24 protein-coding genes are annotated in these 24,328 nt (G+C 48.2%); 13 read left to right on the top strand and 11 right to left on the bottom strand.

Annotation, left to right across the window (positions count from 1 at the left end; all coding sequences use genetic code 11):
• Positions 1 to 310: 310 nt before the first annotated feature.
• Together HHL17_RS06520 and HHL17_RS06515 are read left to right on the top strand one after the other, a co-directional pair.
• Positions 311 to 2,290 (top strand): tetratricopeptide repeat-containing sensor histidine kinase, encoded by a 1,980-nt coding sequence (locus HHL17_RS06520; RefSeq protein ID WP_169223947.1) that lies wholly within the window; start codon positions 311 to 313, stop codon positions 2,288 to 2,290.
• Positions 2,291 to 2,308: 18 nt separating this feature from the next.
• The gene (locus tag HHL17_RS06515; protein ID WP_169223946.1) at positions 2,309 to 2,947 is read left to right on the top strand and encodes a response regulator; all 639 of its coding nucleotides are present in this window, start codon (positions 2,309 to 2,311) and stop codon (positions 2,945 to 2,947) included.
• A 45-nt stretch (positions 2,948 to 2,992) separates the two neighbouring features.
• On the opposite strand, the gene eboC is transcribed toward HHL17_RS06515, so the two are convergent.
• The 6 genes from eboC to HHL17_RS06485 all read right to left on the bottom strand — a co-directional run bounded on the left by eboC (position 2,993) and on the right by HHL17_RS06485 (position 12,936).
• Complete coding sequence (eboC, locus tag HHL17_RS06510; RefSeq protein WP_317166522.1) at positions 2,993 to 3,913, bottom strand: UbiA-like protein EboC; 921 nt, start codon at positions 3,911 to 3,913, stop codon at positions 2,993 to 2,995.
• A gap of 53 nt (positions 3,914 to 3,966) precedes the next feature.
• Complete coding sequence (locus HHL17_RS06505; protein ID WP_169223945.1) at positions 3,967 to 4,953, bottom strand: TatD family hydrolase; 987 nt, start codon at positions 4,951 to 4,953, stop codon at positions 3,967 to 3,969.
• Positions 4,954 to 4,965: 12 nt separating this feature from the next.
• Positions 4,966 to 5,853: an EboA domain-containing protein gene (locus tag HHL17_RS06500; protein ID WP_169223944.1), complete on the bottom strand. Its 888-nt coding sequence runs from the start codon at positions 5,851 to 5,853 to the stop codon at positions 4,966 to 4,968.
• Between the two features lie 396 nt (positions 5,854 to 6,249).
• Positions 6,250 to 7,767 carry an FG-GAP repeat domain-containing protein gene (locus HHL17_RS06495; protein ID WP_169223943.1) on the bottom strand — a complete coding sequence of 506 codons (1,518 nt, stop codon included), beginning with the start codon at positions 7,765 to 7,767 and terminating at the stop codon, positions 6,250 to 6,252.
• 122 nt (positions 7,768 to 7,889) lie between these two features.
• Complete coding sequence (locus tag HHL17_RS06490) at positions 7,890 to 9,662, bottom strand: RagB/SusD family nutrient uptake outer membrane protein (protein ID WP_169223942.1); 1,773 nt, start codon at positions 9,660 to 9,662, stop codon at positions 7,890 to 7,892.
• 31 nt (positions 9,663 to 9,693) lie between these two features.
• Complete coding sequence (locus HHL17_RS06485) at positions 9,694 to 12,936, bottom strand: SusC/RagA family TonB-linked outer membrane protein (RefSeq protein ID WP_169223941.1); 3,243 nt, start codon at positions 12,934 to 12,936, stop codon at positions 9,694 to 9,696.
• A gap of 609 nt (positions 12,937 to 13,545) precedes the next feature.
• Between HHL17_RS06485 and HHL17_RS06480 the strand changes: the two genes are divergently transcribed.
• The 3 genes from HHL17_RS06480 (at position 13,546) to HHL17_RS06470 (ending at position 15,267) form a co-directional block, all read left to right on the top strand.
• Positions 13,546 to 13,917, top strand: a complete 372-nt coding sequence (locus tag HHL17_RS06480; RefSeq protein ID WP_169223940.1) for a transmembrane 220 family protein — start codon at positions 13,546 to 13,548, stop codon at positions 13,915 to 13,917.
• A gap of 1 nt (position 13,918) precedes the next feature.
• Positions 13,919 to 14,428 (top strand): DinB family protein, encoded by a 510-nt coding sequence (locus HHL17_RS06475; protein WP_169223939.1) that lies wholly within the window; start codon positions 13,919 to 13,921, stop codon positions 14,426 to 14,428.
• 98 nt (positions 14,429 to 14,526) lie between these two features.
• Positions 14,527 to 15,267: an SDR family NAD(P)-dependent oxidoreductase gene (locus HHL17_RS06470; protein WP_169223938.1), complete on the top strand. Its 741-nt coding sequence runs from the start codon at positions 14,527 to 14,529 to the stop codon at positions 15,265 to 15,267.
• On the opposite strand, the gene HHL17_RS06465 is transcribed toward HHL17_RS06470, so the two are convergent.
• Positions 15,264 to 15,812: a DinB family protein gene (locus HHL17_RS06465; protein WP_169223937.1), complete on the bottom strand. Its 549-nt coding sequence runs from the start codon at positions 15,810 to 15,812 to the stop codon at positions 15,264 to 15,266. The genes HHL17_RS06470 and HHL17_RS06465 overlap by 4 nt on opposite strands.
• A gap of 95 nt (positions 15,813 to 15,907) precedes the next feature.
• Between HHL17_RS06465 and HHL17_RS06460 the strand changes: the two genes are divergently transcribed.
• The 4 genes from HHL17_RS06460 to HHL17_RS06445 all read left to right on the top strand — a co-directional run bounded on the left by HHL17_RS06460 (position 15,908) and on the right by HHL17_RS06445 (position 18,414).
• Positions 15,908 to 16,411 (top strand): MarR family winged helix-turn-helix transcriptional regulator, encoded by a 504-nt coding sequence (locus HHL17_RS06460; protein WP_206155922.1) that lies wholly within the window; start codon positions 15,908 to 15,910, stop codon positions 16,409 to 16,411.
• A gap of 154 nt (positions 16,412 to 16,565) precedes the next feature.
• The gene (locus HHL17_RS06455) at positions 16,566 to 17,000 is read left to right on the top strand and encodes a DoxX family protein (protein WP_169223936.1); all 435 of its coding nucleotides are present in this window, start codon (positions 16,566 to 16,568) and stop codon (positions 16,998 to 17,000) included.
• Between the two features lie 42 nt (positions 17,001 to 17,042).
• Positions 17,043 to 17,630 carry a YceI family protein gene (locus HHL17_RS06450; protein ID WP_169223935.1) on the top strand — a complete coding sequence of 196 codons (588 nt, stop codon included), beginning with the start codon at positions 17,043 to 17,045 and terminating at the stop codon, positions 17,628 to 17,630.
• Positions 17,631 to 17,787: 157 nt separating this feature from the next.
• Complete coding sequence (locus HHL17_RS06445) at positions 17,788 to 18,414, top strand: hypothetical protein (protein ID WP_169223934.1); 627 nt, start codon at positions 17,788 to 17,790, stop codon at positions 18,412 to 18,414.
• 6 nt (positions 18,415 to 18,420) lie between these two features.
• On the opposite strand, the gene HHL17_RS06440 is transcribed toward HHL17_RS06445, so the two are convergent.
• A complete protein-coding gene (locus tag HHL17_RS06440; RefSeq protein ID WP_169223933.1) occupies positions 18,421 to 19,671 on the bottom strand; it encodes a DEAD/DEAH box helicase in 1,251 nt (416 codons plus the stop codon).
• A 112-nt stretch (positions 19,672 to 19,783) separates the two neighbouring features.
• Positions 19,784 to 20,308 carry a YceI family protein gene (locus HHL17_RS06435; protein WP_169223932.1) on the bottom strand — a complete coding sequence of 175 codons (525 nt, stop codon included), beginning with the start codon at positions 20,306 to 20,308 and terminating at the stop codon, positions 19,784 to 19,786.
• Positions 20,309 to 20,485: 177 nt separating this feature from the next.
• Between HHL17_RS06435 and HHL17_RS06430 the strand changes: the two genes are divergently transcribed.
• Together HHL17_RS06430 and HHL17_RS06425 are read left to right on the top strand one after the other, a co-directional pair.
• Complete coding sequence (locus HHL17_RS06430; RefSeq protein ID WP_169223931.1) at positions 20,486 to 21,223, top strand: DUF4184 family protein; 738 nt, start codon at positions 20,486 to 20,488, stop codon at positions 21,221 to 21,223.
• Positions 21,220 to 21,747 carry a DUF1697 domain-containing protein gene (locus tag HHL17_RS06425; protein ID WP_169223930.1) on the top strand — a complete coding sequence of 176 codons (528 nt, stop codon included), beginning with the start codon at positions 21,220 to 21,222 and terminating at the stop codon, positions 21,745 to 21,747. The genes HHL17_RS06430 and HHL17_RS06425 overlap by 4 nt, the downstream gene beginning before the upstream one ends.
• Here the strand turns inward: HHL17_RS06425 and HHL17_RS06420 are convergent.
• On the bottom strand, positions 21,734 to 21,892 hold the full coding sequence (locus HHL17_RS06420) for a hypothetical protein (protein WP_169223929.1): 159 nt from the start codon (positions 21,890 to 21,892) through the stop codon (positions 21,734 to 21,736). The genes HHL17_RS06425 and HHL17_RS06420 overlap by 14 nt on opposite strands.
• On the opposite strand from HHL17_RS06420, the gene HHL17_RS06415 reads away from it, so the two are divergent.
• Together HHL17_RS06415 and HHL17_RS06410 are read left to right on the top strand one after the other, a co-directional pair.
• The gene (locus tag HHL17_RS06415; RefSeq protein WP_169223928.1) at positions 21,891 to 22,364 is read left to right on the top strand and encodes an RNA polymerase sigma factor; all 474 of its coding nucleotides are present in this window, start codon (positions 21,891 to 21,893) and stop codon (positions 22,362 to 22,364) included. The genes HHL17_RS06420 and HHL17_RS06415 overlap by 2 nt on opposite strands.
• Before the next feature lie 3 nt (positions 22,365 to 22,367).
• Positions 22,368 to 22,910, top strand: coding sequence for a hypothetical protein (locus HHL17_RS06410; protein WP_169223927.1), 543 nt, complete (start codon positions 22,368 to 22,370; stop codon positions 22,908 to 22,910).
• Here the strand turns inward: HHL17_RS06410 and HHL17_RS06405 are convergent.
• Positions 22,900 to 24,198, bottom strand: coding sequence for a serine hydrolase domain-containing protein (locus HHL17_RS06405; protein ID WP_169223926.1), 1,299 nt, complete (start codon positions 24,196 to 24,198; stop codon positions 22,900 to 22,902). The two genes, HHL17_RS06410 and HHL17_RS06405, sit on opposite strands and share 11 nt — an antisense overlap.
• Positions 24,199 to 24,328 lie beyond the last annotated feature (130 nt).

The following is a 24,328-nucleotide window of genomic DNA, read 5'->3' as shown; positions in this document are numbered from 1 at the left end:
ATTTCTACGGAGGTCGTTCCAGGAGGCCCAAATCCTTACCAGCAGGCCACTGTGGCCTTACACCGGGACAAATACGGTCGGCGGTTGTTTCCGTTCATCCAGCTACCTATTGCGTATAACAAGGGAAATGAAGATATTTACCCTTCGGTGCAATAACCTCCGGGCTTGTTGCAGGCCAACAAATTTGTTTGTTTTAGATAGATATCTGGCGTAAGCCCCCCATGTTGTTAACCCTGTAACACGGATGTTTTTTCATACTTCTCTTGTTGCATTTATAGATCTGATTGTTAACAGGTAAGCGCATTAAGCGATGTTTAAAAAGATATTGTTTGCTGTCTGTTTGATTGTTATGCAGGGCATCTCTGCACGGGCGTTCAATACAGCGGCACAGGACAGCCTTTTCAGGGTACTGCAGCATCAGAAAGCTGATACCGGCCGGGTAAATACCCTGCTTGCCTACGCCATGAGTTATATGCCCGACAGCATGCGGAAAGCTGATGGTATCTTCCGGGAGGCCCTCCGTTTAAGCCGGCAGCTGAACTATCCCAAAGGAGTGGCTGATTTTGCCTGCTATTACATGTATATACAGGATATGCAGGGCCAGAATGAAGAATCGTTGTTCATGGTAGACAATGCCGTGAAGATCTATGCTGGCCTGCGGGATACAGTCAACCTGATGCGTGCCATGAGTTTCAGCGGCAATGAACACCACCAGCTGGGGAACTATTCTGCTGCTGCGAGCCGGTATCTCGAAGCGCTCAAATTATCCGATGCCACCAAAGACAGCCTCTTCTCCGGCCTGATGAATAACAACCTGGCCACTATTTTTATCATCCTGAAAGACTACAATAAAGCGTTCCAATATGCAGAAAAAGCTTACCGGAACGGAGTTGCCATCGGTAACAAACGACGCATCACTTCTGCACTGATCACGATGGGTTCCTGTATGGTGGCCCAGAAACGTTATCCGGAAGGTGAACAGTACTACTACAAAGCTATCCACATAGGGCATGACCTGGAAGACAGCGCCTATGTGCTGAAAGCCCATGTGAACCTTGGCAACCTGTATTTTGAACAGGACAAAAGACCGGAGGCCTATCAGCAATACGCGCAGTCACTGGAGCTGTCCCGTAAATTCCCTGATCCGGACATGCTGACTTACATATACCTTGGTTATGGCCGGGAACTGTTTAACCTGAAGAAGTATGCCGAAGCTTTATCCTATGTGGAGAAAGCCATCACCATGGCCCGGCAATACAAATCCAGCAATGAGCTCAGATGGGCATATCTCGTAGCTTCCAACCTGAAAGCCACCATGGGATATTATGAGCAGGCTTTTGCCTTACGTGAACAGTATGAAGCGCTCAACGACTCACTCACCGGTGATGCTGCCCGTAACAACGTGATGTTGCTGGAAATACAGTACCAGTCTGAGAAAAAAGACAGGGAGCTCACCGCTAAAGAACTACAACTGGCCAGGAAGGACCTCCAGATACAACAAAAGAACATGTGGATTTTCCTCTTTCTCATTGCCGCCGTACTGTTGCTTGCAACAGCCTTCTTCATCTGGCAGCGGTTAAAACACCGCACCAGGCTGCAGGAGCAGCAGCTGCATACCATGGAAGCGGAGAAAACCGTGCAGGTACTCGAAGCGATGATACAGGGCGAGGAAAAAGAACGTACCCGCCTGTCGAAAGACCTGCATGATGGCGTAGGCGGACTGCTGTCGGCCGTGAAAATGCATTTTGGCGCGCTGAAACACGAACAGCCGGCACTGAAAACAGACAATAGCTTCAGCCATGCAATGGGCATGCTGGACGACGCTATCGGCGAAGTACGCAAGACCGCCCACAACCTGATGCCGGAACTACTGGCCAGAATGGGGCTGGCAGAAGCGGTACGTTTCTATTGCCGTAACGTCAGCCACTCCCGGCACCTAACTATTTCGTGCTATGCGCCCGATACCATTGGCCGCTTCAAAGGTAATTTTGAACTGTCTGTTTACCGTATTGTACAGGAGTTGGTCAATAACATCATCAAACATTCGCAGGCTACCGAGGCACTTGTGCAGCTCACGCGGCAGGACCATTTGCTGAGCATTACCGTAGAAGACAACGGCATCGGGTTTCAGGAAACACGCGATGCCCAGCCTGGTATGGGACTCAACGCGCTACAGTCAAGAATCAGGGCGCTGAACGGCAACCTGGAGATCGCAGCCGCACATGGACAAGGAACTACCGCCTATATAGAATTTAATATCGCGATTATGCAACTGGCAGAAATAGGATAGCTGCCCCAACTATTTTTTATGAAGATAAAATTAGCCATCACAGACGATCATCTGTTGGTCATCAATGGGTTAAAAGCCATGCTGGCACCTTATCCGCACATTACGATCGTATATGAAAGCAATGCGGCTACCGCACTGATGGAAGCATTGCCGGCAGCACAACCCGATGTGCTGCTGTTAGACATACAAATGCCCGATATTGACGGACTGGAATTGTGCAAACAGGTGCATAAAAATCATCCCGACATCAAAATCATTGCACTGACCAACTTCATGGAATCACATTACATCAAACAGATGCTGCGCAATGGCGCCAGTGGTTACCTGTTGAAAAATACAGATGAAGAAACACTGGTAGCTGCCATTGAACAGGTATATAACGGAGAACAATATCTTGATGCCGGCATCAAACAACAGTTGCTCCATGAAATGCTCACCGGGCAACGATCATCCGGTTATGAGATTCCGCTTACGCGTCGCGAAAAAGAAATACTGAAGCTGATCGCTGAAGAACATTCCAACCAGCAGATTGCCGAGAAACTGTTTATCAGCCTCCGCACCGTAGAAACCCACCGGCTTAATCTCACGCAAAAGCTGGCCGTAAAAAATACCGCCGGGCTGGTGAAAGAAGCCATCAAAAGAGGGCTCATAGATTAATTACGAATGAAGGCCGTTGCTATGCCCGACTGTTTAGTAACCGGCTCAGGTGACGGCGAAAGCTTTGCCGAGTGACAAAGAGATCGGCAATAACAGCAGTACTACCAATGCATAACTCAGTGCATCGAAAGCTGCCACCCAGGAAGCATTCATGACGATCAGCGCCACGATACCAGCTTTCACCGCTTTGCCGATGTTAGGCCCGATGGGATTTTTCCATGCATTCCGTAGTGGTGTAAAAATCATCCATGCGAACAGCAGCAGGAAGGGCAACACTTTCCAGCCGTTATGGTGAAAAATGGCCACGGTACCAATTGTCAGCAATACAATAGTATAACAGACAGCCGTAATCCGGATACTGTTGGTCGTACCGCCATATACCTCTCCACGGCTGATGTTGGTCACCGCTGCGATATAGAGAATAGGTACCAGCCCTACCCACCACCAGGTAGCCACTGCTCCTGGTACGATGCAGATACCCAGGAGGAGGTTCAGGCCCCGGCACAGGCCCATATTAACAGGCCCAAGGAAAGGGTGGTGTTTTCCCCATTTATCATATACGAGTGCAGCAACTGCCGTAGCAATGGCCAGCCAGCCGGCGAGGCCATTGATTCCCCCTACCGAAAAGGCCGCCAGGACACCCACCAGCAGCAGGTAGCTCCCCAGGATGATGGCCTGGGTAAGCGAGATAACGCCGTTGGGAATGGGCCGTTCCGGCCGTTCTGTGCGGTCCAGTTCTGCGTCAAATACATCATTGAATACAACGCCGCCGCCGTATAAGCCGGCAGTAGCAAGACACAGGCATACCACCGGAAGTGTTTGGTCCAGTGTCAGTGTTTCAACGGTCACATTCAGGAAATAGCCGGAAATGGCCACACCCGCCAGGATATCCGCAATGGCGGTGACAATATTGGCCGGGCGCATCAGGCGCAAGTATCCGATTACTTTGCTAACAATATAACTCACCGAATAACAGGTTTTCATGGTTCATTGCCAGCAGTAACGAAACTGCCAGGCCTTTACCGGATGATGGTTGTATTTTTATTAATTCTGGGCTGCTGGCCTCCACGTAAAACGGTGCTTCCATTAAATTTCTCGCTCTGGTCAATATTTCCGGCTAAATCAAAATCCGCTTCATTTATCTGGCCGCTTTGCGCAAATGCCTTTACAGCATTCATGTAAGTTACCAAATGAATGTCATTCAAGTCAATACCACTTTCGTGCATCAGGGCTGCTGTCTTGGGAACGGCGAGCGGATCACTGATACCCCAGTCGGCTGCTGAATTGACCATAATCCTTTCGCTGCCGTATTGTTTCACGACTTCCACCATTCTCTCATTACCCATTTTTGTAAAGGGGTAGATGGTAAACGCCGCCCAGAAGCCACGGTCCAGCACTTCTTTCACGGTTTCTTCATTGTTGTGGTCTACAATGACCATGTGAGGCGCCAGTCCATGTTCCATGGCGATGTCCATGCTCCGTTGTGTGCCCTTTTTCTTATCACGGTGAGGGGTGTGTATCTGTACCGGTAAACCGGCTTCCTTGGCCAGTTCCAGTTGGGCACGATAGTATTTTTCTTCAAGCGGTGTCTGGTCATCGAAACCGATTTCACCTACGCCTACCACGCCTTCTTTATAGATGAACTGTGGCAGTATTTCCATGACAGCTTCTGCCAGCGCTTCGTTGTTGGCTTCTTTGGAATTAAGCCCGATGGTGCAGTAGTGCTTAATACCGAACTGGGACGCGCGGAATCGTTCCCAGCCAAGGATACTGTTGAAATAATCGCGGAAGGTATCTACCCCGGTACGTGGTTGTCCCAGCCAGAAAGCGGGCTCAATCAAGGCTACCACGCCGGCATCTGCCATAGCCTGATAGTCGTCTGTTGTACGGGAGGTCATGTGTACATGCGGATCAAAGAAGCGCATGCCTTTTATTTTATCAAGGTAAGCCGGTGTATAAGTTAACGGTTGAAGATCTTTTTCGGTCAGTTCATGAATACCACACATAATTTTTCAGATTTAGTTCTGGGATAATTTAGCAGCAATGACGTCCCAGTTGAGGGCGCCACTTTGTATTTCGGCAGTCAGTGCCGGATCTGAGGCCAATAATGTTTTGGCCGGTGCATAATCTGTATAGGCAAATACGAGGGCCGCAGCAGCTTTTTCCGTCTGATCGGCAGAATGCCATACCCGGGTGAGGTCTGCCATATTATCTGCCGTAATCAGTGCTGTCAGCAGCCGCCATTGCATAGGCGATACTTTTCTGCCGGCAGCCCAGCGCTCGTGTGCAAAATCAGTCAGGATAGCCGCCAATGCAGCATTTCTACGTTCATCGAGGCCGGTGATGAGGTGCAGCGGTTTATCGGTAAAAATCGCTTTCATCACCAGCTGGTTCCAGGCGGGCTCGTCCAGGTAACGGGCAGGGTATGGATTCCGGAGCATAATGGCTTCCTGTACCACCCCGATATTGGACCGAACGCCTTCGGCTGTACGAAGTTTCCATTCTTCCGGCCAGGCGAGCAAAGGTAGCGCACTGTATAGCGCGGCCAGTTCATTCATTTCGGCCGAGAGGAACAGTTTTTCGATGGTGTCGAGATAAACCGCTTTATCGGAAGTATCGAGTTGCAACAACCACCATGCCCGTATCAGGCGGTCTAACGTCCACCCGTGTACGAAGAATCCGGGTACCTGCTGTTGCAGTACTGCAGCCTGTTCCGGCGACACGACGATCATATTTTTTCCGGTGAACCTGGGAATCGCGGTAAAAGTCTGGTTAAACTGCGGTAGGGAAGCGGCCTTCTGCAACCGCTGCTGTAGCCATTCTCTGGCTGTATCACTACTATTGCCGGCAATAATGGCTGCAAGTCCTTCGCTTATTTTCTGCCTGTCATATACATATTCCGCCACTTGAACAATCCTGTTTAGAATGAGAACACTGATTTCTGATTAAAAATAAACAGGATTGGGCAGATTTTCCGATTTATAGGGCTAATATTTGATAGGTGGTTATAAAAATAAAAGAGAGGCATTGCTGCCTCTCCTTCCGCCATTCTAAAACCTGATTATACATCAGGATATCTTTATTCATGCTGCCTGGCTATAGCACCATGAAAATATCTTGCTATGATGATGAGCTGAATTGAAAGAGCAAAGGTACGTTACATCAGTAACAATTAGTGCATTTATTTGCAATGTGTGACCCGACATATATAAGTACCCGTTCGTGGAAATATTTACCGGCTGTAATATACATATTATTCTACTTCTTCTCCAAATAAACCATCGATTTTTACGTTACACTTTTTACTTCCGTTTATTCTCCAGCACTATAAAGGGTTGATACTCCTTCCAATCAGGCGTATATCCATCCAGTATATTAAATCCTTTTCCATAGTTTCCTAGTATGATATCCTGGTCTCCATCACCATCCATATCTCTTACGTCCATACAAATCCAGCGCCCTTCCTTTTCGATAGGAGGCGCATGGGGCGTGAAGTTCAGCTGATGGTCCTTTCCTTCAAACAAAATAAATTTTTCTGCAGGATTATTTTTCATGTCTGCGAAAAAAGCAATCGCCGCGATATCTGTTTTACCGTCCTGGTTAAAATCTGCTGCTACAGCCTTTGTACAGCCATTCACGGGATAAAACCATGCCTGACGGTAGCTGTTGTGACCTTCGTTGATATAGACGTACAAACCATGAAAAGGTTTAAGCACCATAGAAAAATCTGCATTATCTCCGCAGGTATATAGTATATCAGGTTTACCGTCCTGGTTAAAATCCACTAGTTGAAAACTGGTAGAACCATTGAGTGGCGGGAATCTCAGCAGATTGGTAGATTTAAAACCTCCGTGCCGGTCATTCTCATATAACCAGATGCCTTCGTCCGCTGCGGCGAAAAGCACCATGGCGTCCGGCCATCCGTCACCATTAAAATCCCCCACTTCTGCGTGTATGGCCCCTGGCACCTCTGTAATCGTCTTCTGCTCATAACGGTGATCGGGCAACTGTTTCAGCCAATACAACCCACCCTGGTTATGCCCGAAGGCACAAACTAGCAGGTCAACCAGATTGTCCTTGTCGAAATCCGCCCGCAGTGTTTGTACCGGACGTTTCAGAAAAGGCATGAGGTCCGTCTTTTTACTGCCCGGATTATTAATGTTGAGCCTGCTTACAATGCCCGATGGCTCATCGATTGCTCTCATATTTCCGATCTGGGTGATGATAGCAGGTGATGATTTTCCGCTATCCTGCGTGTAGAGGATATCCACCACCGCGGAAGGCAGTTGCCACGCATTGATTTTACGCAGGGAACTGTCCCAGGTGTTAAGCGTACTCTTATACGTATCGCTGGTAAAAATGTGGGCGGCCGCGGTATCAAAGGAAACCATCGTGGTGGCCGCCACTCCGGCCGAATCCACACCAACGGGCCGTTTAATGGAGAATCCGAACCAATCATGCTGCAGCGGTACCGGTGGTTTGGCTGGTTTCAGCTTTTCAGGTGCCTGCTGTTCAAAATATTTCACCAGGTCCACCCATTCCTGAAAAGATATCTGGCCCTGCTGCCGCTGGCCTTCCACCGGATAATACTGATCACCGGACCAGACCCGGATACCCAGTTTAGGCGCCATGGCCGGCAGCACATGTTTGGTCCATGTTTCTTTGTCCAGCATAGATGGATCTACCGGCAGATGACAGGACGAACAATATTTATCTGCCAGCATTTTTCCTTTCTCTTTGGCTGACGGGGCAAAACAACTGCTAAAGATCGCAAGGCCGCTAAATACGGTACATAACGTGGCCGGAACAAGTCCTTTCATCTCTTGGATTTTGGTATAAATTACAAGTTACAAATTAAACATTACGGGACAGGAGCAAAGCCTCCGTGAAAAAAATTTCATGCGGCTGCTTTGCTCCTGTCCCGAAGTTTACGCGGTATAGATTAGTATCCTGTATTCTGTTTCAATACAGGTTGACCACTTTTCAGCGTCAGGTCTATCTGTCGTTGTGGAATGGGGAAATATTCATTTCTGCCTTTCGTAAAATGACCACCTTTCACATCATCTGTGATAGCGCTTTCAAAAGCGAAATAAGCATTCAGTACCTGGTCTGCAATGCCCCAGCGGGACAAATCAAAGAAGCGATGCCCTTCCATGGCCAGTTCCAGCTTACGCTCAAAACGGATTGCTTTGCGCGCATACGTCACATCCGGGAAAGCGGTATACAAGCCAATCTTATAATAAGGCAGCGGCTTAGCCGGATCAAAGCCCTGGATAGGGTTAGCCGGATCTTTATAATCGTGCACCCAGCCTTCCGGATGATCTTTCATACGGCTGCGCACCTGGTTGACATACGTCATAGCTGTTCCCAGGTCTCCTGTTTCAGCAGCACATTCAGCTGCCATCAACAATACATCGGAGAAACGGATCAGTAATACGTTAATGGCTGTACCGGGCGCCCAGGAGTTGTTGTCCATGTATTTGTCTTTGTTATAGTTCCAGTACACCATTTTTTTAGTGGCATAGGGACCGGCATATCGTTGTGACTGATCGCGTATCCAGGAGGAACCCGCAAAGTATCCCCAGTCATGATAAGGAAGACCACGACGGCCTACCGTCCAGTCCAGACGCGGGTCCACGAGACCATTATCCGGCGTAAACGGCTGGGTGGCCTTGATGCCCATATCAGACTTCACTGCATGTTGATTATAATCATCCAGGTAAGGCAAGCCGTTGTCATCTACACGATAGGAGTTTACCAGGTCAAAAGTAGGCTGATAGAAACCGCAGCATTTGAAGTTGGCCGGGAAGTTCAGCATATCTCCCATATTGGCGTTGGCGATACCATTGGTACCGTCATTGGCAGACATCTGGATCGCAAATACGGATTCCGAATTATTCTTTTTAGACGCGTCGAAGTTGTCTTCAAAGTTATCCGTGAGCTGATATTTCAGACCATTGGAAGTTACGCCGTTGGCGATGGCATCCTTGAAAAGCGGCAGGGCGTCTGCATATTTTTTCTGATAGAGATAGACTTTAGCCAGGTATATCTGTGCAGCCCATTTGTTGGCACGGGCCACCTGCGGCTGTGTAGGCGGCAGATTGGCCTGCGCAAATTTAAAGTCAGCTTCAATATTGGGCCATATGTCCACATCATTGGACACCAGCGGGTCAGCGGTAGTTTCCGTTACGTAAGGCACGTTATTGAACATTTTCTTCAGTTCAAAATAATAGTGCCCCCTGAGGAACCGTGCTTCTGCCGTTACCTTTGTTTTATCAGCATCAGACATATCTTTAGCCTGTGCCATCAGCCTCAGGGTATTGTTACAACGGGCAACGCCTTCATACACTGCCCTCCATTTGGTATTGAAGAAAGAGTTGGCGACGTTGGGCTGCCAGATGGCAATTTCATTGATAGGCGTCTGGTCGGTACCTTCACTGCCCTTATGTGCATCGCCACCTGCCACGCTGCCATACACCCAGTTGGTGGATGCAGCCTCCCAGGCATTACCGCCACCGAGGGAGCTGGTAGGCGTACCAGAACCATCGAGTGCCGCATAAGCACCTACGAGCAAATAGTTCACACCATCCTTGTTGGCCACGATCTGTTCCGACAATGAACTATACGCCGGCTTTTCAAGAAAGTCCTTGGAGCATCCACTGTTCAGCAGCGCAGCCACGAGCAATATTGCACTAGTATATCGTAATGTTTTCATTTTTCTCAGTTTAACAATTCAAATAATCAGATCAGAAATTCAGTGTAACACCCACCAGGTACTGGCGCTGGTTAGGATAAGCGCCTTCGTCGATACCGAAGGAGTCTGTATTACCGGTAATTTCAGGATCGAGACCTGTGTATTTGGTAATGGTAAACAGGTTGGCCGCCTGTGCATATATCCTGAGTTTTTCCACGCCTACTCTCTTCAGCATATAAGCAGGGAAAGTATATCCCAGCATCAGGTTTTTAGCACGGAGGTAGGAACCGTTTTCAACATAATAGGATGTTGGAGGATCGGAAGTGCTGAAGTTAGGTTTCAGCTCCTGAATAGGCGCTTTGGCATTTTTACGGTCAGGCAGCCAGGAATCATACAAAGCTGTTTTGCTTTTTGCGCCGTTGAAGGAACCATAGATATCGGTCCACCATCTTACCTGATTCCAGATTTTGTTGCCGTGCACACCATAGAAGAACATGGAGAAATCCCAGTTCTTATAGGTAAGGCCGATGTTCAGGCCGTAGGTAAAGTCAGGATTGGGGCTACCGAGATAAGTGCGGTCCTGTGCGTCGATTTTACCATCGCCGTTTACGTCTTTGTAACGGAAGCGGCCGGGGGCTGCTGCCTGCTGATATTCTGAAAGGCCGGGATATTTGGCTTTTGCGGCGTTGTTGGCAGCGTCCACTTCTTCTTTGCTATCCCAGAATTTATCGATCTGATATCCGAAGAATTCGCTGATACTGCGGCCTACTGCGTTGCGGATAATCGCTACACCATAGCGGCGGGTATCTCTTTCAAAATAGGGAGCAGATTCAGATATTTTCAGGATCTCGTTTTTGTAGCTGGTGAACGTACCGGTGAGGGTAAGTTTCAGTTTGGAAGCCAGCTGCATGTTACCGGTAGCGGAGAAATCCCAACCATGGTTTTTCATTTCGGCTACGTTGGCATAAGGCGGTGCAGCAGCGCCGTATACGCCGGGCAGCTCAGGGTTGAACAGCAGGTCTTTGATACGTTTGTTATAGTAATCAATGGAGAACTCCAATGCACCTCTGAACAGGGTCGCATCGATACCGATATTGGAGTTGGTATTACTTTCCCACTTGGCATTTGGGTTACCAATTCTTCCCTGCATAAAGCCGGTGGCCAGATTACTGGTACTGCCGGTCATGTCATAGAAGGAGGTTGCCTTATTAAAGGTGAAAGTGGTAAAGGCATTGGCGGGGTCCACATTGATCTGGTTACCCATAATACCCCAGCCACCGCGGAGTTTCAGGTCGGATATCCAGGTAATGCTTTTCATGAATTCTTCCTGGGATATACGCCAGGCCGCGCTCACCGCAGGGAAGTTACCATAGCGGTTGTTGGCACCAAAACGGGAGGAACCGTCACGACGGATCAGGGCGCCCAGCAGGTACCTGTCTTTAAAGGAATAATCTACTCTGCCAAACAGGGAGAACAACGTATTGGAGCCATAGCCGCTGCCGTTTACGGGCGTACCGAAGCCGGAGGTAAGCGTGGTAAAGTTTGGATCGAAGGAGAAATAATTGGTAGTGGTACCAGTCAGTGTACGGTCTACCTGCTGGAAAGCTTCTGTACCGATCATCACTTTCAGGTCATGCTCACGGGCTATCTTTTTGTGATAGCTGAGGGTATTGGTCCAGGTCCAGTCATAGCCGTTACCGGTAGTTTCCGTATAGGAATTCACGCTGGTATTTTCTTTGTTTTCGTATTCCGGATAGGTGAAGTTGTGGTTGTTAAAGGAATAGATTTCACCGCCGAAAGAGGTGCGCAGGGTGAAGTCTTTCAGGATGTCAGCTTCGGCATATACGCTACCCAGCAATCTGCTGGCGAGCGCTTTGGTGCTGCCGAAACGGTCCTGTATCGCCACCGGGTTGCGCGCATTACCTAACGCACCGCCCCAGGTACCGGCATAGTTGCCTTTGATATCACGTACCGGGATGATGCTTTGCTCACGGAAAGCCATACCGATACCGCTGCCTTCTGTGAGAATACCGATCTGCGGGTTCTGAATAATGGAATATTCCATGTTTTCGCCCACGCGGATATGATCGGTGATATTGAAGCTACTATTGGCCCTTACCGCGTAACGTTTGTTATAGGTATTGGTCAGCGTACCCTGTTGATTAAAATAATACATGGAGAAGAAGTAGCTGCCGATATCTCCGCCACCGGCCACAGATATATTATGACTGGTAATGGGAGCGGGCTTAAATATCTCACTGTACCAGTCCGTGCCTTGTTTGTTGGATTTGTTGATACGATAGAAGCTATTCAGCAGCCCCGGATCTTTATAGTCTGGTATGAGATAGTATTTAGATGGATCTACGCGGGGATCTCCTTCCATGGCGCCTTCGGGGAAGATGTAATCCGGCAGTACCGGTTTATCACCTTTACCGTAGAGCACATCATCAAACACCGGTGTGCTGCCGGATGCAGTGCTGTTACGGGTAGCCATCCACAGCAGGTCGGCCTGTTCCTGTGGATTGAGGATGTGGAAAGGATTGCCACGCTGTGGTCTTTGTGTACCGTAGTAACCGTCGTACTGTACTTTTACTTTACCGGTACCTCTTTTGGTGGTGATGATAATAACGCCGTTGGCTGCACGCGCACCATAGATAGAGGCTGCGCCTGCATCTTTCAGTACCTGCATGGTCTGTACGTCGTTAGGGTTTACATCCGCGAGGTTGGAGATAGGCACCCCATCTATAATGTACAGCGGCGTATTGTTACCGAAGGTATTTTTACCGCGTACCGATACCTGTGGTTCCTGGCCGGGTTGACCAGTACCTACGATGGTAATACCGGACACCTGTCCCTGCAGCTGATTAGCGATCTGCGAGGTAGGTTGTTTGGTAATGTTTTCCACCTTCACGACAGACACCGCGCCGGTGAGGTCCTTTTTCTTCTGGCTGGAATAACCGGTCACTACGACTTCTTCGAGTGAACCAACTTTTTCGGCCAGCTGTACGTTGACAGTGCCCGAGCTGACTACCGCTTCCTGCGGATCAAAACCTACAAAGGAGAACACCAATGTTTCTCCCGATTTAGCCTGAATGGTAAAACTGCCGTTGGGATCAGTAGCGGTACCGCGGTTAGTACCTTTTACATATACCGAAACGCCCGGTAATGGGTTGCCTGATGCTTTATCAGACACCTTTCCCGTAATTTTCGTTTGTGCGAATACGTTACTACTGCCCAGTAATAGCAGTATGCCGCATAAGAGAACGGCCAGTCCCTGGTAAAAATGTTTTTTCATAACGTGGTTGAAGGGTAACGTTTTAGAAAAATCGGTTAAAAAATAAAGTACCTGTCTTGTATGTTCCTTTGTCCACCAGACAGTTTACGGCATAACAATCCCATTCCGGCAATGCAGTGTGAAAGTCGGCAAAAACAGGTGTCATGTACAGGCATTATCTGCTCCGGCCCCTGTATGATGCGTTACAGCGACGACAGCACAAACAATAACTGTCTGTTCAACAATTAAAAACCACAAATTTGAAGATGCAAGACATGGATGCGGGCATGTTTACACCAAGGTTTAACTACATGGAATAAAGCAACGTTTTTTAGTAAACAATTGATTTGTTGACAATGAACTAGTGAGAAACGGTTCAAATTAGTACTAACACTTTTCTTCTTCAGATTTTGGTTCTCACGTGGAATTTTTCTTACAATAAGTCGAATATATAACATTAAATTAGCCCAGACAAGTGTTCTTTTAACATTTCTCTAAATAAAAAAAATTTGTGGGGGCATTCTTACAGTAATCCACACCGGCGGGATAAAAAAGTACAATACTTTATGGCTAAAAAAGTACAAGCACTTGATCTTTTATGTATGTTTAGCGTCTCAATTATTCCGGGCCATGAAAATTTTCAACATTATCTTTTGTTTCGTTTTTATTGTCTTCGCGGGGCTGCAATACAACGATCCTGATCCTTACGTATGGATGCCTATTTATTTGTTCTCCGCCGTATGCTGTGGATTGGCAGCGCGGCAGCGGTTTTATCCCCGCTGGTATCTGACGGGCATCGCCATCTATTTCGTATATGCGATCTATTTATTCTTCACCAAAGACGGGGTAGTGGACTGGTTTTCTCAACATCAGGCAGAGAACATTGCACAAACCATGAAAGCAGAAAAACCATGGATAGAAGACACCCGTGAATTTTTCGGGTTATTCATTTGTATCGTAGTTTTAGGCATCAATTATTTTTACGCCAAAAAGAAAGCATAACATGAAAAAGCAGGCCATCTACCCGGACCCTGAATATTTTGGCCGGTACATTGATCAGGTACCGGATGTTTCTATTATGGAAGCCCTTGAGCAGTCGCTGCAGGAGCTGCAAACGCTGGACAAAGCTAAACTGGCGGCATTGGGCGACTATGCCTATGCACCCGGCAAATGGACCGTCAAAGCGGTATTCCAGCATATCTCCGATACAGAAAGAGTGTTTGCCTACCGGGCACTGGTGTTTGCGCGTAATGATAAAAACGCCACACCCGGCTTTGATCAGGACCTCTATGCTGACGAGGCCTTCACGGCACAACGTTCTTTTGAAGACGTGCTGCAGGAACTGATTGCGATCAGACAATCCACTATTGCGCTTTTCCGCAGCCTTCCCGACGAAGCACTATTAAGAACGGGCACTTCCTGGAAATACCAGATGTGTGTGCTGGCTATGGGTTTTACGATGGTAGGCCATCAGATACATCACCTCCGTATTCTCCACGAAAGATATTTATAGTAATAGGGACTAACATTTATGTTAGTCCTTAACAATTACATCTCCTCTTCTTTATTTCCCGCACCCCATCTAGCTTTGCAGGCATAAAATCAAATCATATGAAACGTCTGGAAAACAAGATAGCCCTGGTAACAGGAGGCAGCCGCGGAATGGGTGCGGCCATTGTACAACAACTGGCAGCCGAAGGAGCAACCGTAGCATTTACTTATAACAAGGGAGCTGAAAAAGCAGCCAGTGTAGCGGCGGAGCTTACCGGCAAAGGACAGCGTAGCCTGGCCATTGCGGCAGACAGTGCAGATCCTTCTGCAGTAGTAGCGGCAGTAGATAAAACCGTAGCCGAATTTGGGCGTATAGACATACTCGTTAATAATGCCGGTATCGCCGTCATGAAACCGTTTGAAGATTATACGCTGGAAGAATACAACCAAACCATGGACATCAATGCCCGGGCTGTGTTTGTAGGTTCCCAGGCAGCCGCCAAACATATGGGCAAAGGCGCCCGTATCATTACTATCGGCAGCTGCATGGCCGATCGGGTATCTGGTCCTTATGGAACGCTTTACGCCATGAGCAAATCAGCGCTCACCGCCTTCAACAAGGGCCTGTCCCGTGATCTGGGGCCAAGAGGCATTACCGTTAACCTGGTACAGCCAGGTCCAATTGACACCGACATGAACCCCGCTGACGGAGCACATGCCGATGCGCAAAGGAAAAATATTTCCCTGGGAGAATATGGTAAAGTAGAGGATATCGCTTCCCTGGTCACTTTCCTGGCTTCACCGGAAAGTGGTTATATCACCGGCACTGCCATCACTATTGACGGCGGGACTAACAGCTAGTAGCGTTTTTCTCCTACCAGCAGATAAAACATATAATCCGTGTTGGTAGCATCGGTGATACCAAGATGGCGCCCCATGGTTATTATCTGTCCGCGGTGATAGGTAGTATGATGGGTGATCTGTGACAGTATTTCATAACCTGGAATATTAAAATCGCCGGTAAACGGGATGGTTACGGGGTAAGCCTGTACCAGTTGCTCTGGTGTCATCGCGCTAACCAGCTCCATCAGCTCTTCTGCTTGTTTCACTACTCCATCCAATACCTCTGCGACGGACTCATTACACTCAAATGGACCAAAAGTGAGTGACGGATGTTCGCCGCGGAGGTTTTTTATCCACCAGGCGGAGGTATCCCACATGTGCTTCAATGTTTCTTTAATTGTTCCATAGCTGGAAACTACCGGTGTTTCCAACAGCGTAGCATCTTTTGTCTTTAACCATTCCACCGTGGTTTTAATAGCCCATAATTCATAGCCAGCAAAGCCTTTTGCGTAGTTAACCAATTCAGCGGTAGCAGTTGCAGGAGTGACAGTAGTGTTTATCATAGTTTGTTTGTTTATTATTATGACACAAAGAAAACACCCTTTTGTGACAACCCTGTGTCAGCAGCTTTTTACTTTTTTAAAAAAAATTTGCCGGAATGAAAAATACACTTACCTTTGTTGTATATACAACAGTGGTAATTGTAATTATGAGACTGGAGGATGAAATAAAACAGGTAAAATTTGCTAACGACTATCAGCGGGCCATGTTAAATATTGTATTTACGGCAAACTGGCTGGAGGTGGGCATTTCGCACTTATTGAAGAAGTATGATCTGTCTTCCCAGCAATACAACGTACTGCGTATCCTGCGGGGCAGCCGGCCTAATCCACTGAATCTGCTGGATATCCAGGAGCGTATGATGGATAAGATGAGCAACGCCACCCGCCTGGTGGAGAAATTACGCCAGAAAGAGTTGTTGACACGTATCCAATGCCCTACCAATCGCCGTAAGGTAGAGATCAAAATCACAGATAAAGGCATGGAGGTGCTGAAAGAGCTGGACCCGGCCATGGATAAAAATGATCAGCTGCTGGCCGAAAAGCTCACGGCGTCTGAAGTGAAGCTGCTGGGGGATATGCTGGACAAACTAAGGGATTAAACTGTGATGGCCATGATGGCTACTGATTCTCCTGATTGACGGAGATTATTTTTTGCCCTAACAGTTGTATATACAATACTTGTTTCGACTTTGTATTATAATTATATCGAATTAAATACCTAAACACTATAACAAACAACAAAAACACCCTTTTATGTTTAAGCGCTTATTGCAAACAGATGATAGTATTACATCGTTTATTATCCGTGTAACAGTGGCTATCGTGATGCTGCCACATGGCTTACAGAAACTGGCCGGCATGTTTGGCGGATATGGTTTCAAAGCCACCATTAACTACTTTACTTCCAATGGAACGCCCGCTATCCTTGCTTTCCTTGTCATCATCTCAGAAAGTATTGGTTCCCTGCTGATCTTGTTTGGCTTCACCACCCGCCTGTGGGCTTTAATGCTGACAGCTGTAATGCTGGTTGCCACGTCTGTGCATACCGCCAATGGTTTCTTTATGAACTGGGGAGGTACTCAGAAAGGAGAAGGTTTTGAATACCACATACTGGTACTGGGCATCCTGTTAGCCCTGCTGATCAAAGGTGCAGGCCGTTGGTCTGTAGACCGTCAACTGACTAAATAATTTTAATTTCTTTTCATACAACAACAACAACAATAACAACACATGAAGAAAGCATTTTTTTCCACCGCCCTCCTGGTATTAGCCAGCATCGCCTCTTTTGCACAGGTAAAATGGAATGCCGATCCGGCCCATACCGCTATCATTTTCAGCGTAAAACACCTCGGCATTAACTATGTACAAGGTCATTTCGCCAAATTCAGCGGCGCCATTGAAACTGCCGACAGCACCAACTTCCAGAACGCAAAAGTAGATTTCACTGCCGATGTGAACAGCATCAGCACCGGTATAGACCAACGTGACGGTCACCTGAAATCAGATGACTTCTTCAATGCCGCTCAATACCCTGATATCAAGGTAAAAAGCGTATCCTTCAAAAAAGTAACCGGCAACAAATACATCATGCTGGCTGATGTTACCCTCCGTAACACCACCAAACGTATACCCTTTGACGTTACCTACAATGGCGTAGTAAGAGACCCTTGGGGACTGTGGAGAGCAGGTTTCACCGCCAAAGCTACCATCAACCGTCTGGACTTCGGCGTGAAATATGCTGACAAACTGCCTTCCGGCGTATACGCAGTAGCACCAACTGTTGATATCCTGGTAAACGCTGAAATCGTTAAACAATAATATTCAGGGATTTTGCGAATAAAAAGCGAAGGCCAAAGCAGATTAATACCTGCTTTGGCCTTCGCTTTTATCAAGCGGTGAAATCAAAAAAACCGCAAATCAGAAAAGTTCTGAATATTATCCTAGATTTGTTCTTACCCTTAAAACCCTTTCATACATGGCCATTGGCAGTATTTTCCTCGGTGCAGTCAAAAAATTCAACCATCAGCAAATCGAAACCAGGTTCGCACTGGTGATACTCCCTGTCAAACCACTCTATTCCATGTTGGTGGTAGGTAAGCAAGGACAGGAAAAAGAAGGGTTCCGGATTAAACTAAACCGCGAAAGTGTTATCGCCGGCTATCTGCGTGCCCCGCTGGTGGTAAGCAGTATCGCAGCCATTCTCATTGCAGGCGACCGGCCCCGCCAAATATCTATAGCCATTGCCGTTATCCTCACCCTGGCAACCTTGTACATGGTGCTCCTCTATGGCCGCTCCCGCCCTGATGAGCAGGAAGAAAGAGCCCTGATGGAAGAGTTGACCGGCATTGCCGCCATGGCCGGCTGGTTTGATGAAGAAAGTTGCCAGGTACAGTATGACGCCATGGAAGAGAGCTACAAAGACAGCTATGCCGGCAATAACTGGGAAAACGACCTTCACAACAACAATATCAACTTTCAGAAGATACCATTGCTATACGGTATGGCTATCCTCCATGCCGAGCTGCACCCATCCCCCGACAGCAAGGCCATGCGTAACAAAGCACAGCTGCTTTATCGCGGAATGAAAAAAGTGTATGGGTAACCGTTATTATTTCTTTTTCTTCTTTTTCTTGCCCAGTTTGGCCATTTCTTCCTGGTGCTGATCTATCAGTAACTGCCAGTTATCATTAGGCGCCTCTTCGGAGAAACGGATCGTGTCTTCATAATCCCCTTTATTGATCTTCATTTCCGTGATTTCCTTACCGATGAACTTCTGAATAGCGTCCAGCAGCGGCTTTTCTTCCGTGCTGCAGAAAGAGACTGCGCGGCCTTTCTGTACGCCACGGCCGGTACGGCCTACGCGGTGTACATAGTTTTCCGGCACGTCCGGCAGATCGTAATTGACCACATAATCCACATTCGGGATATCAATACCACGCGCATTTACATCGGTAGTGATCAATACCCGGACATCACCCTTTTTGAATTCTTCCATTACCTGCAGGCGGTCATCCTGTTCTTTGCCGCCATGCATGGCCAGGGAGCCGATCTCAACGCGGGCCATGGCAGCCACCACTCTTTCCGCACGTACTTTGGTACGTACAAACACCAGGATTTTTTTGTCCGGGAATTCCCTTACCAGCCGTTCCAGGAAGAAGCGTTTATCATCCATTTCCACGTAGGCCACGGAGTGGGTAACGTTTTTAGACACCGGATCTTCGGGGGAGATCTGTATACGGATAGGGTTATTGACCACGGAATAAGCGAGGTCTTTAATGTCTTTATCGAGCGTAGCAGAGAAAAACAAGGTTTGATGCTGGCGGGGGATATGCCTGATCACATCGCGAATATCGCGGATAAAGCCCAGGTCCAGCATGTGGTCGGCCTCATCGAGGATCAGCGTCTGCACCTTGGTGAGGTCCAGGTGTTGCTGGTTCAGCTGGTCAAACATACGACCGGGCGTAGCAATGAGCACGTCCACCCCTTTTTCCAGGAATTTGACCTGTGGGGCCTGGTCCACACCGCCCACGAGGGCGAGTATACGGAGCTCTGTATACTGGCCGATTTGCTGGAACACCTCCGCGATCTGGATGGCCAGTTCGCGCGTAGGCACCATTACCAGGCATTTCACTTCATATTTGCCTTTCCGCTGGTAGCGGTCCTGTTGCTGGAGCCGGTGCAGTACGGGAATGGCAAAAGCGGCCGTTTTGCCCGTACCTGTCTGGGCAATGGCCATCACGTCATCTCCTTTCAGGATAGAGGGAATAGCTTTGAACTGAATGTCCGTAGGACGTTTAAAGCCCAATTCCGCGAGGCTATCCTTAATTTCAGAAGATATATGGTATTGTTCAAATTTCATTTGCGCTGGTTATCTGCCGCGAAGATAAACCAATTACCGCACGCAAAGAAGAACAGACGCCGGCACCGGGCATTTCTATGCTCCGATGCCGTGCGTCTGACGGAGGATATGATCAAGATTTGACCAACTGTATTTCCATATTGAGTTTCACCTCATCACTGAGAACGATGCCACCGGCTTCCGTAGTGGCATTCCAGCGCAGGCCGTAGTCCGCGCGGTGCAGACGGCCTTTCAGCGCAAAACCGGCTTTTTGCTGGCCCCATGGATCAACGGAGACACCGTTGTGTTCCACTTCCAGTTCAATCGGGTGGGTTTGGCCCTTAATAGTGAGATTTCCCACCAGTTTATATTTTTCGCCGTCTATCTTTTTCACTTTTGTAGACGTGAAGCTGATTTTAGGGTGGTTGGAAGAATCAAAGAAGTCGCCGTTACGCAGATGCTCATCCCGTTGTTGGTTCTGTGTATCGATACTATCGGCTGCAGCCTCAAAAGATATCGTTGCATCGTGGAAGTCCTCGCTTTCTGTCTGAATACTGCCGGAGAAGCGTGTAAAGTAGCCGCTCACATTCGTGATCATGAGATGTTTTACTTTGAATCCTATTTCGCTGTGTGATTCATCAATTTTCCAGTTAGTCATAGCACATTGTTTTTTTTATGTTTTCAAAGACCCAACAAATTTAGTTCCGGCCTGTCTTTTATATGTTGGATAAAATACTGGAAATGATGGACAATTTGCACAAGCACAATAATTTAACTTTTCGAATTTTAACATAATACCAACATATGCGTTAAATTTAGCCACAACTACGCCGCTATGCCTTTTACCATCTCTCATATAGCCATTGTTTTGCCGCTTACCTGCAGACAGCGACCCTACCTTTCCATGACCGGCCTGATGATAGGCGCGATGGTACCTGACTTTTTCTATTTTGTCCTGTTTGATCCTTATTTCGATGACGGGCATCAGTGGTGGGGCATTTTCTTATACGACATTCCATTAGCGTTGCTGCTGGCGTTTTTATACCATGAATTAGCCAAACCAGCGCTGATACGTTATTTACCTGCCTGGGCGGGCGCCCGGCTGCATCATTTCAGGTATTTTCAGTGGAGCAGTTATTTCCGGAAAAACTATGTCGTGGTGATACTGTCCATCATAGCCGGTACGCTTACCCATTTTTTCCTGGATGGTTTTACACATGGCCATGGCTATTATGTACAGCTGTTTCCTTTTCTACAGGGAGAAGCGGTCATTTTCGGAGAAACGATGGAGATATGGTACCTGATGCAATATCTTACTTCAGCCGTGGGGCTGTTGTTGTTGTGCTGGTTTTTTATGCGTCTTCCGCGTCCTTACCTGCCGCCGGAAGTACAGGGCCGTCATAAGCCGGTATTCTGGCTGCTCATCATCGTTGTTGCCAGTGCTATCCTGTTGTTTTACCGGCAGCAGCCACATATGTTCCGCAAAAGCATGGACTATCTCGCCATTGTGATGGCCGCTGCATTTTATGGATTCTTTGCCGTAGTATTGAGTCAAAAACTAACGAAGTTATGACCAGGTACGTTGCATTCCTGCGGGCCGTTAATGTAGGTGGCCGGCAGGTAAAAATGGAAGCCCTCAGAGCGTTGTTTGAGCAGGCCGGACTAAAAAATGTAAAAACATACATCCAGAGCGGCAATGTTATCTTCGACTCCGGTAGCAACAGTACAGCGCTGGAATCCAAAATAGAGAAGCTGCTGGAGAAAAACCTGGGCTTCGATGTGCCCACCTGTATCAGAAGTGTGGCTGAAATACAGGCAGTGCTTGACAATAATCCTTATCCCGGCATTGTTCCCGACAAAGACCTGCAGATATACATTGCTTTCCTGCAAACCCTTCCCGGCAAAGAGGCTGCGGCTATCCTGGAGACCATGCAAAACGACATTGAAACCTACCGGATGAACAGCAGGGAAGTATATGTGCTGATGAAAAAAAATACAGGTGCGTCCCCCTTCTCCAATAACTACCTCGAAAAGAAACTGGGCCTTGTGGCCACTACGCGGAACCTGGCCACCGTAACAAAAGTTACATCATTTTGATATTTTGATGTTGGGTTATTGAGCGGGTTGTTTTAGTAAAAACAGCTCCTGAATAATTAAATACCAAAATCTGAAAATTTTCCAGGCGGGCTGTAAGTTTTTTTGCTCCTTCAGCAACTAATATCCCCAAACAGCTGCTGTCCATGAATCAGGAAATATTTTTAGGTATGCTGCGGCAACATGAGGGCATTCTTCATAAGATATGCCGTTTGTACCGTGACACGCCGGAAGACAGGGAAGACCTTTTTCAGGAAATTATTTATCAGCTCTGGAAGTCGTATCCGTCTTTCCAGGGCCAGGCGAAGCTTTCTTCCTGGATTTACCGTATTGCGCTGAATACAGCGCTGGCTTCTTTCCGGAAAAAGACACCCCGGGTCAGCTACCAGGATTCCCTGCCCGATAATATTGCCGTTCCCGCTCCGGTACTCACCGAACAACAGGAGCAGTTGTTTCGGGCCCTGCAACAGCTTTCTGATGCAGAGAAAGCGATCATCACTCTGTACCTGGAAGACCTTAGCTATCAGGAGATAGGGGCCATTACCGGCATCGATGTGAATTATGTAGGGGTAAAACTCAATCGTATTAAAGCTAAACTGAAGACCATTCTAAAATCATGACCCATGACAAACGATCCATTAAAAACAGCCTGGCAACAGGCTACACTACCAGCGCATGACAACTTGCAGGCGCTGGTACGTACAAAGGGCGGGCATCCCGTCATGTCCCGTATACGCCGGCAGTTGTTACTGGAAGGCTGTAGTTACGCCGTGTTCCTGCTGGTGTATTACGATTTTTTTGACGGTCACACCAAACCACTGTACCTGAACATTATCCTGGTATTGTCTGTGGCCTGTATGCTGGTACAGCATATCAACGGTTATCTCCTGGCGGCAGGCCGGTTAAGGGAACCGGACATATTGCAGTCTTTGCAGCAAAAGATACGGCAGTTGAAACAGTATGCCTGGTTATCGGTAGGCTCGCGGATGCTGGGCTGGTCTGGCATCCTGGTGTTCTTTTGCACCGGCATCACATGGACTACGCCCAAATACTGGCTGCTGGCCGGTGCCACGGTGATCATGGCCATACAAATGGGACTGTTGTGGCAGTTGTGGCAGCGGCGGATCAACCGGATAAATGAAACCCTGTCGGCGTTTACCGGTTGAGGCGGCGGAACAGGTCTGCACCCGGCCAGACCAGCTGCCGATCATTTATGATCTTCCACACCAGTCCGTCAAGATCATTGAAAAAGGCTTTATCCGTGCGGGTATTACACAGTATCACCCAGTTGAAGCCGTTGGCAGCACGTACTATTTCACTGGCGGTACCAGGAAGGGAGCCCGCGTGCCACCAGTTATTCCAGGCGTTGACCGCCCATCCGAGCGCATAACCGGCGTTAACCGCTGAACCGGTGGTCATCGCCTTCACAGATACAGGCGACAGTATGTCCAGGCGGGTATTAAAACCGTCGATAGCGGTGAGGAACAAGGCGAGATCTGTAGCAGATGCTATCCAGCCGCCATGGGCGTCCATCCGGGAGAGATTGAAGTTGTAAGGCTGTTGCCCCTGCTGGCCATAGTACACCACTTCACCCGGCTTTCTTTCCGACAGGGTGCTGCCGCCAATTTCCATCTGGTGGATACCGGCAGGTTGCAGTACAGCTTCCTGTACATAGGCAGCATAACTTCTGCCCGTCACTTTTTCGATGATCCGTCCTAGGATACAATAGCCGAAATTGGAATAGGCGTATACGGTGCCCGGATCATACTCCAGTGGCTGCTGATCGATGGTACGGGCCAACAACGTGTCGGCAGACCATTCAGGGTGGCTGAACATGGGATCATTGGCGGTATTGGACCAGCCACCGGCAGTATGTTGCAGCAACTGCTGCACGGTGATGGCCTGTATACGGTGGCCATAGGGTTTGCTGCCGTAAGCGGTGCCCAGCAGGGCGCCGGGGCCAAATACTTTATCCTGCAAGGAAAGCTTTCCGGCTTCTGCCAGTTTTAGTATAGCCACTGCCGTTATACTCTTGGACACGCTGGCAATACGGAAACGGCTATCCGCAGTTACCTGTTCACCGGTACGCCGGTTGGCTATACCAAACCCTTTGGCATACACGAGTTTACCATTACGGGTAATCGCCACGGACATCCCCGGCACATGGTACTTTTCCATGAAAGCTCCGATAATATGGTCCGCTTTCGGTATGTTGGCAGGTAATGCAGCAGTGTCTGCGCTCCATGTGTAAGCGGGAGCCGCCGCAGGGACGTATTGCTTGCAGTAGTTGTTACTGCGAGCCGTCACAGAGATCCATTGTTTGAAGTAGCTGTAACAGGGAGCCGTCACAGAGATCCATTGTTTGTTTTCCCGCAACTCCGGCCGGGCTGCCGCCGTCACCATTCCCGGTTCATATACCCAAAGGCCTGCGGCCAATACCAAGCAACCAAACATCGTTCATTTTTATCGTACCAAGGTACTGAAAGCGCCGTGTATCGTTAAATTTAGTTTATGATTCCCGGCTGCAAGGCGGGCAGGCTATTATGGCGAAAACGAATATTGTATCTTGTGGAACAGATTCAAA

The sequence above is a fragment of the Chitinophaga fulva genome, assembly GCF_012927205.1.
GTDB lineage: Bacteria > Bacteroidota > Bacteroidia > Chitinophagales > Chitinophagaceae > Chitinophaga > Chitinophaga fulva.
Note: the sequence above shows the minus strand (reverse complement) of the source record. Positions and strands in the feature narration are given on the sequence as shown.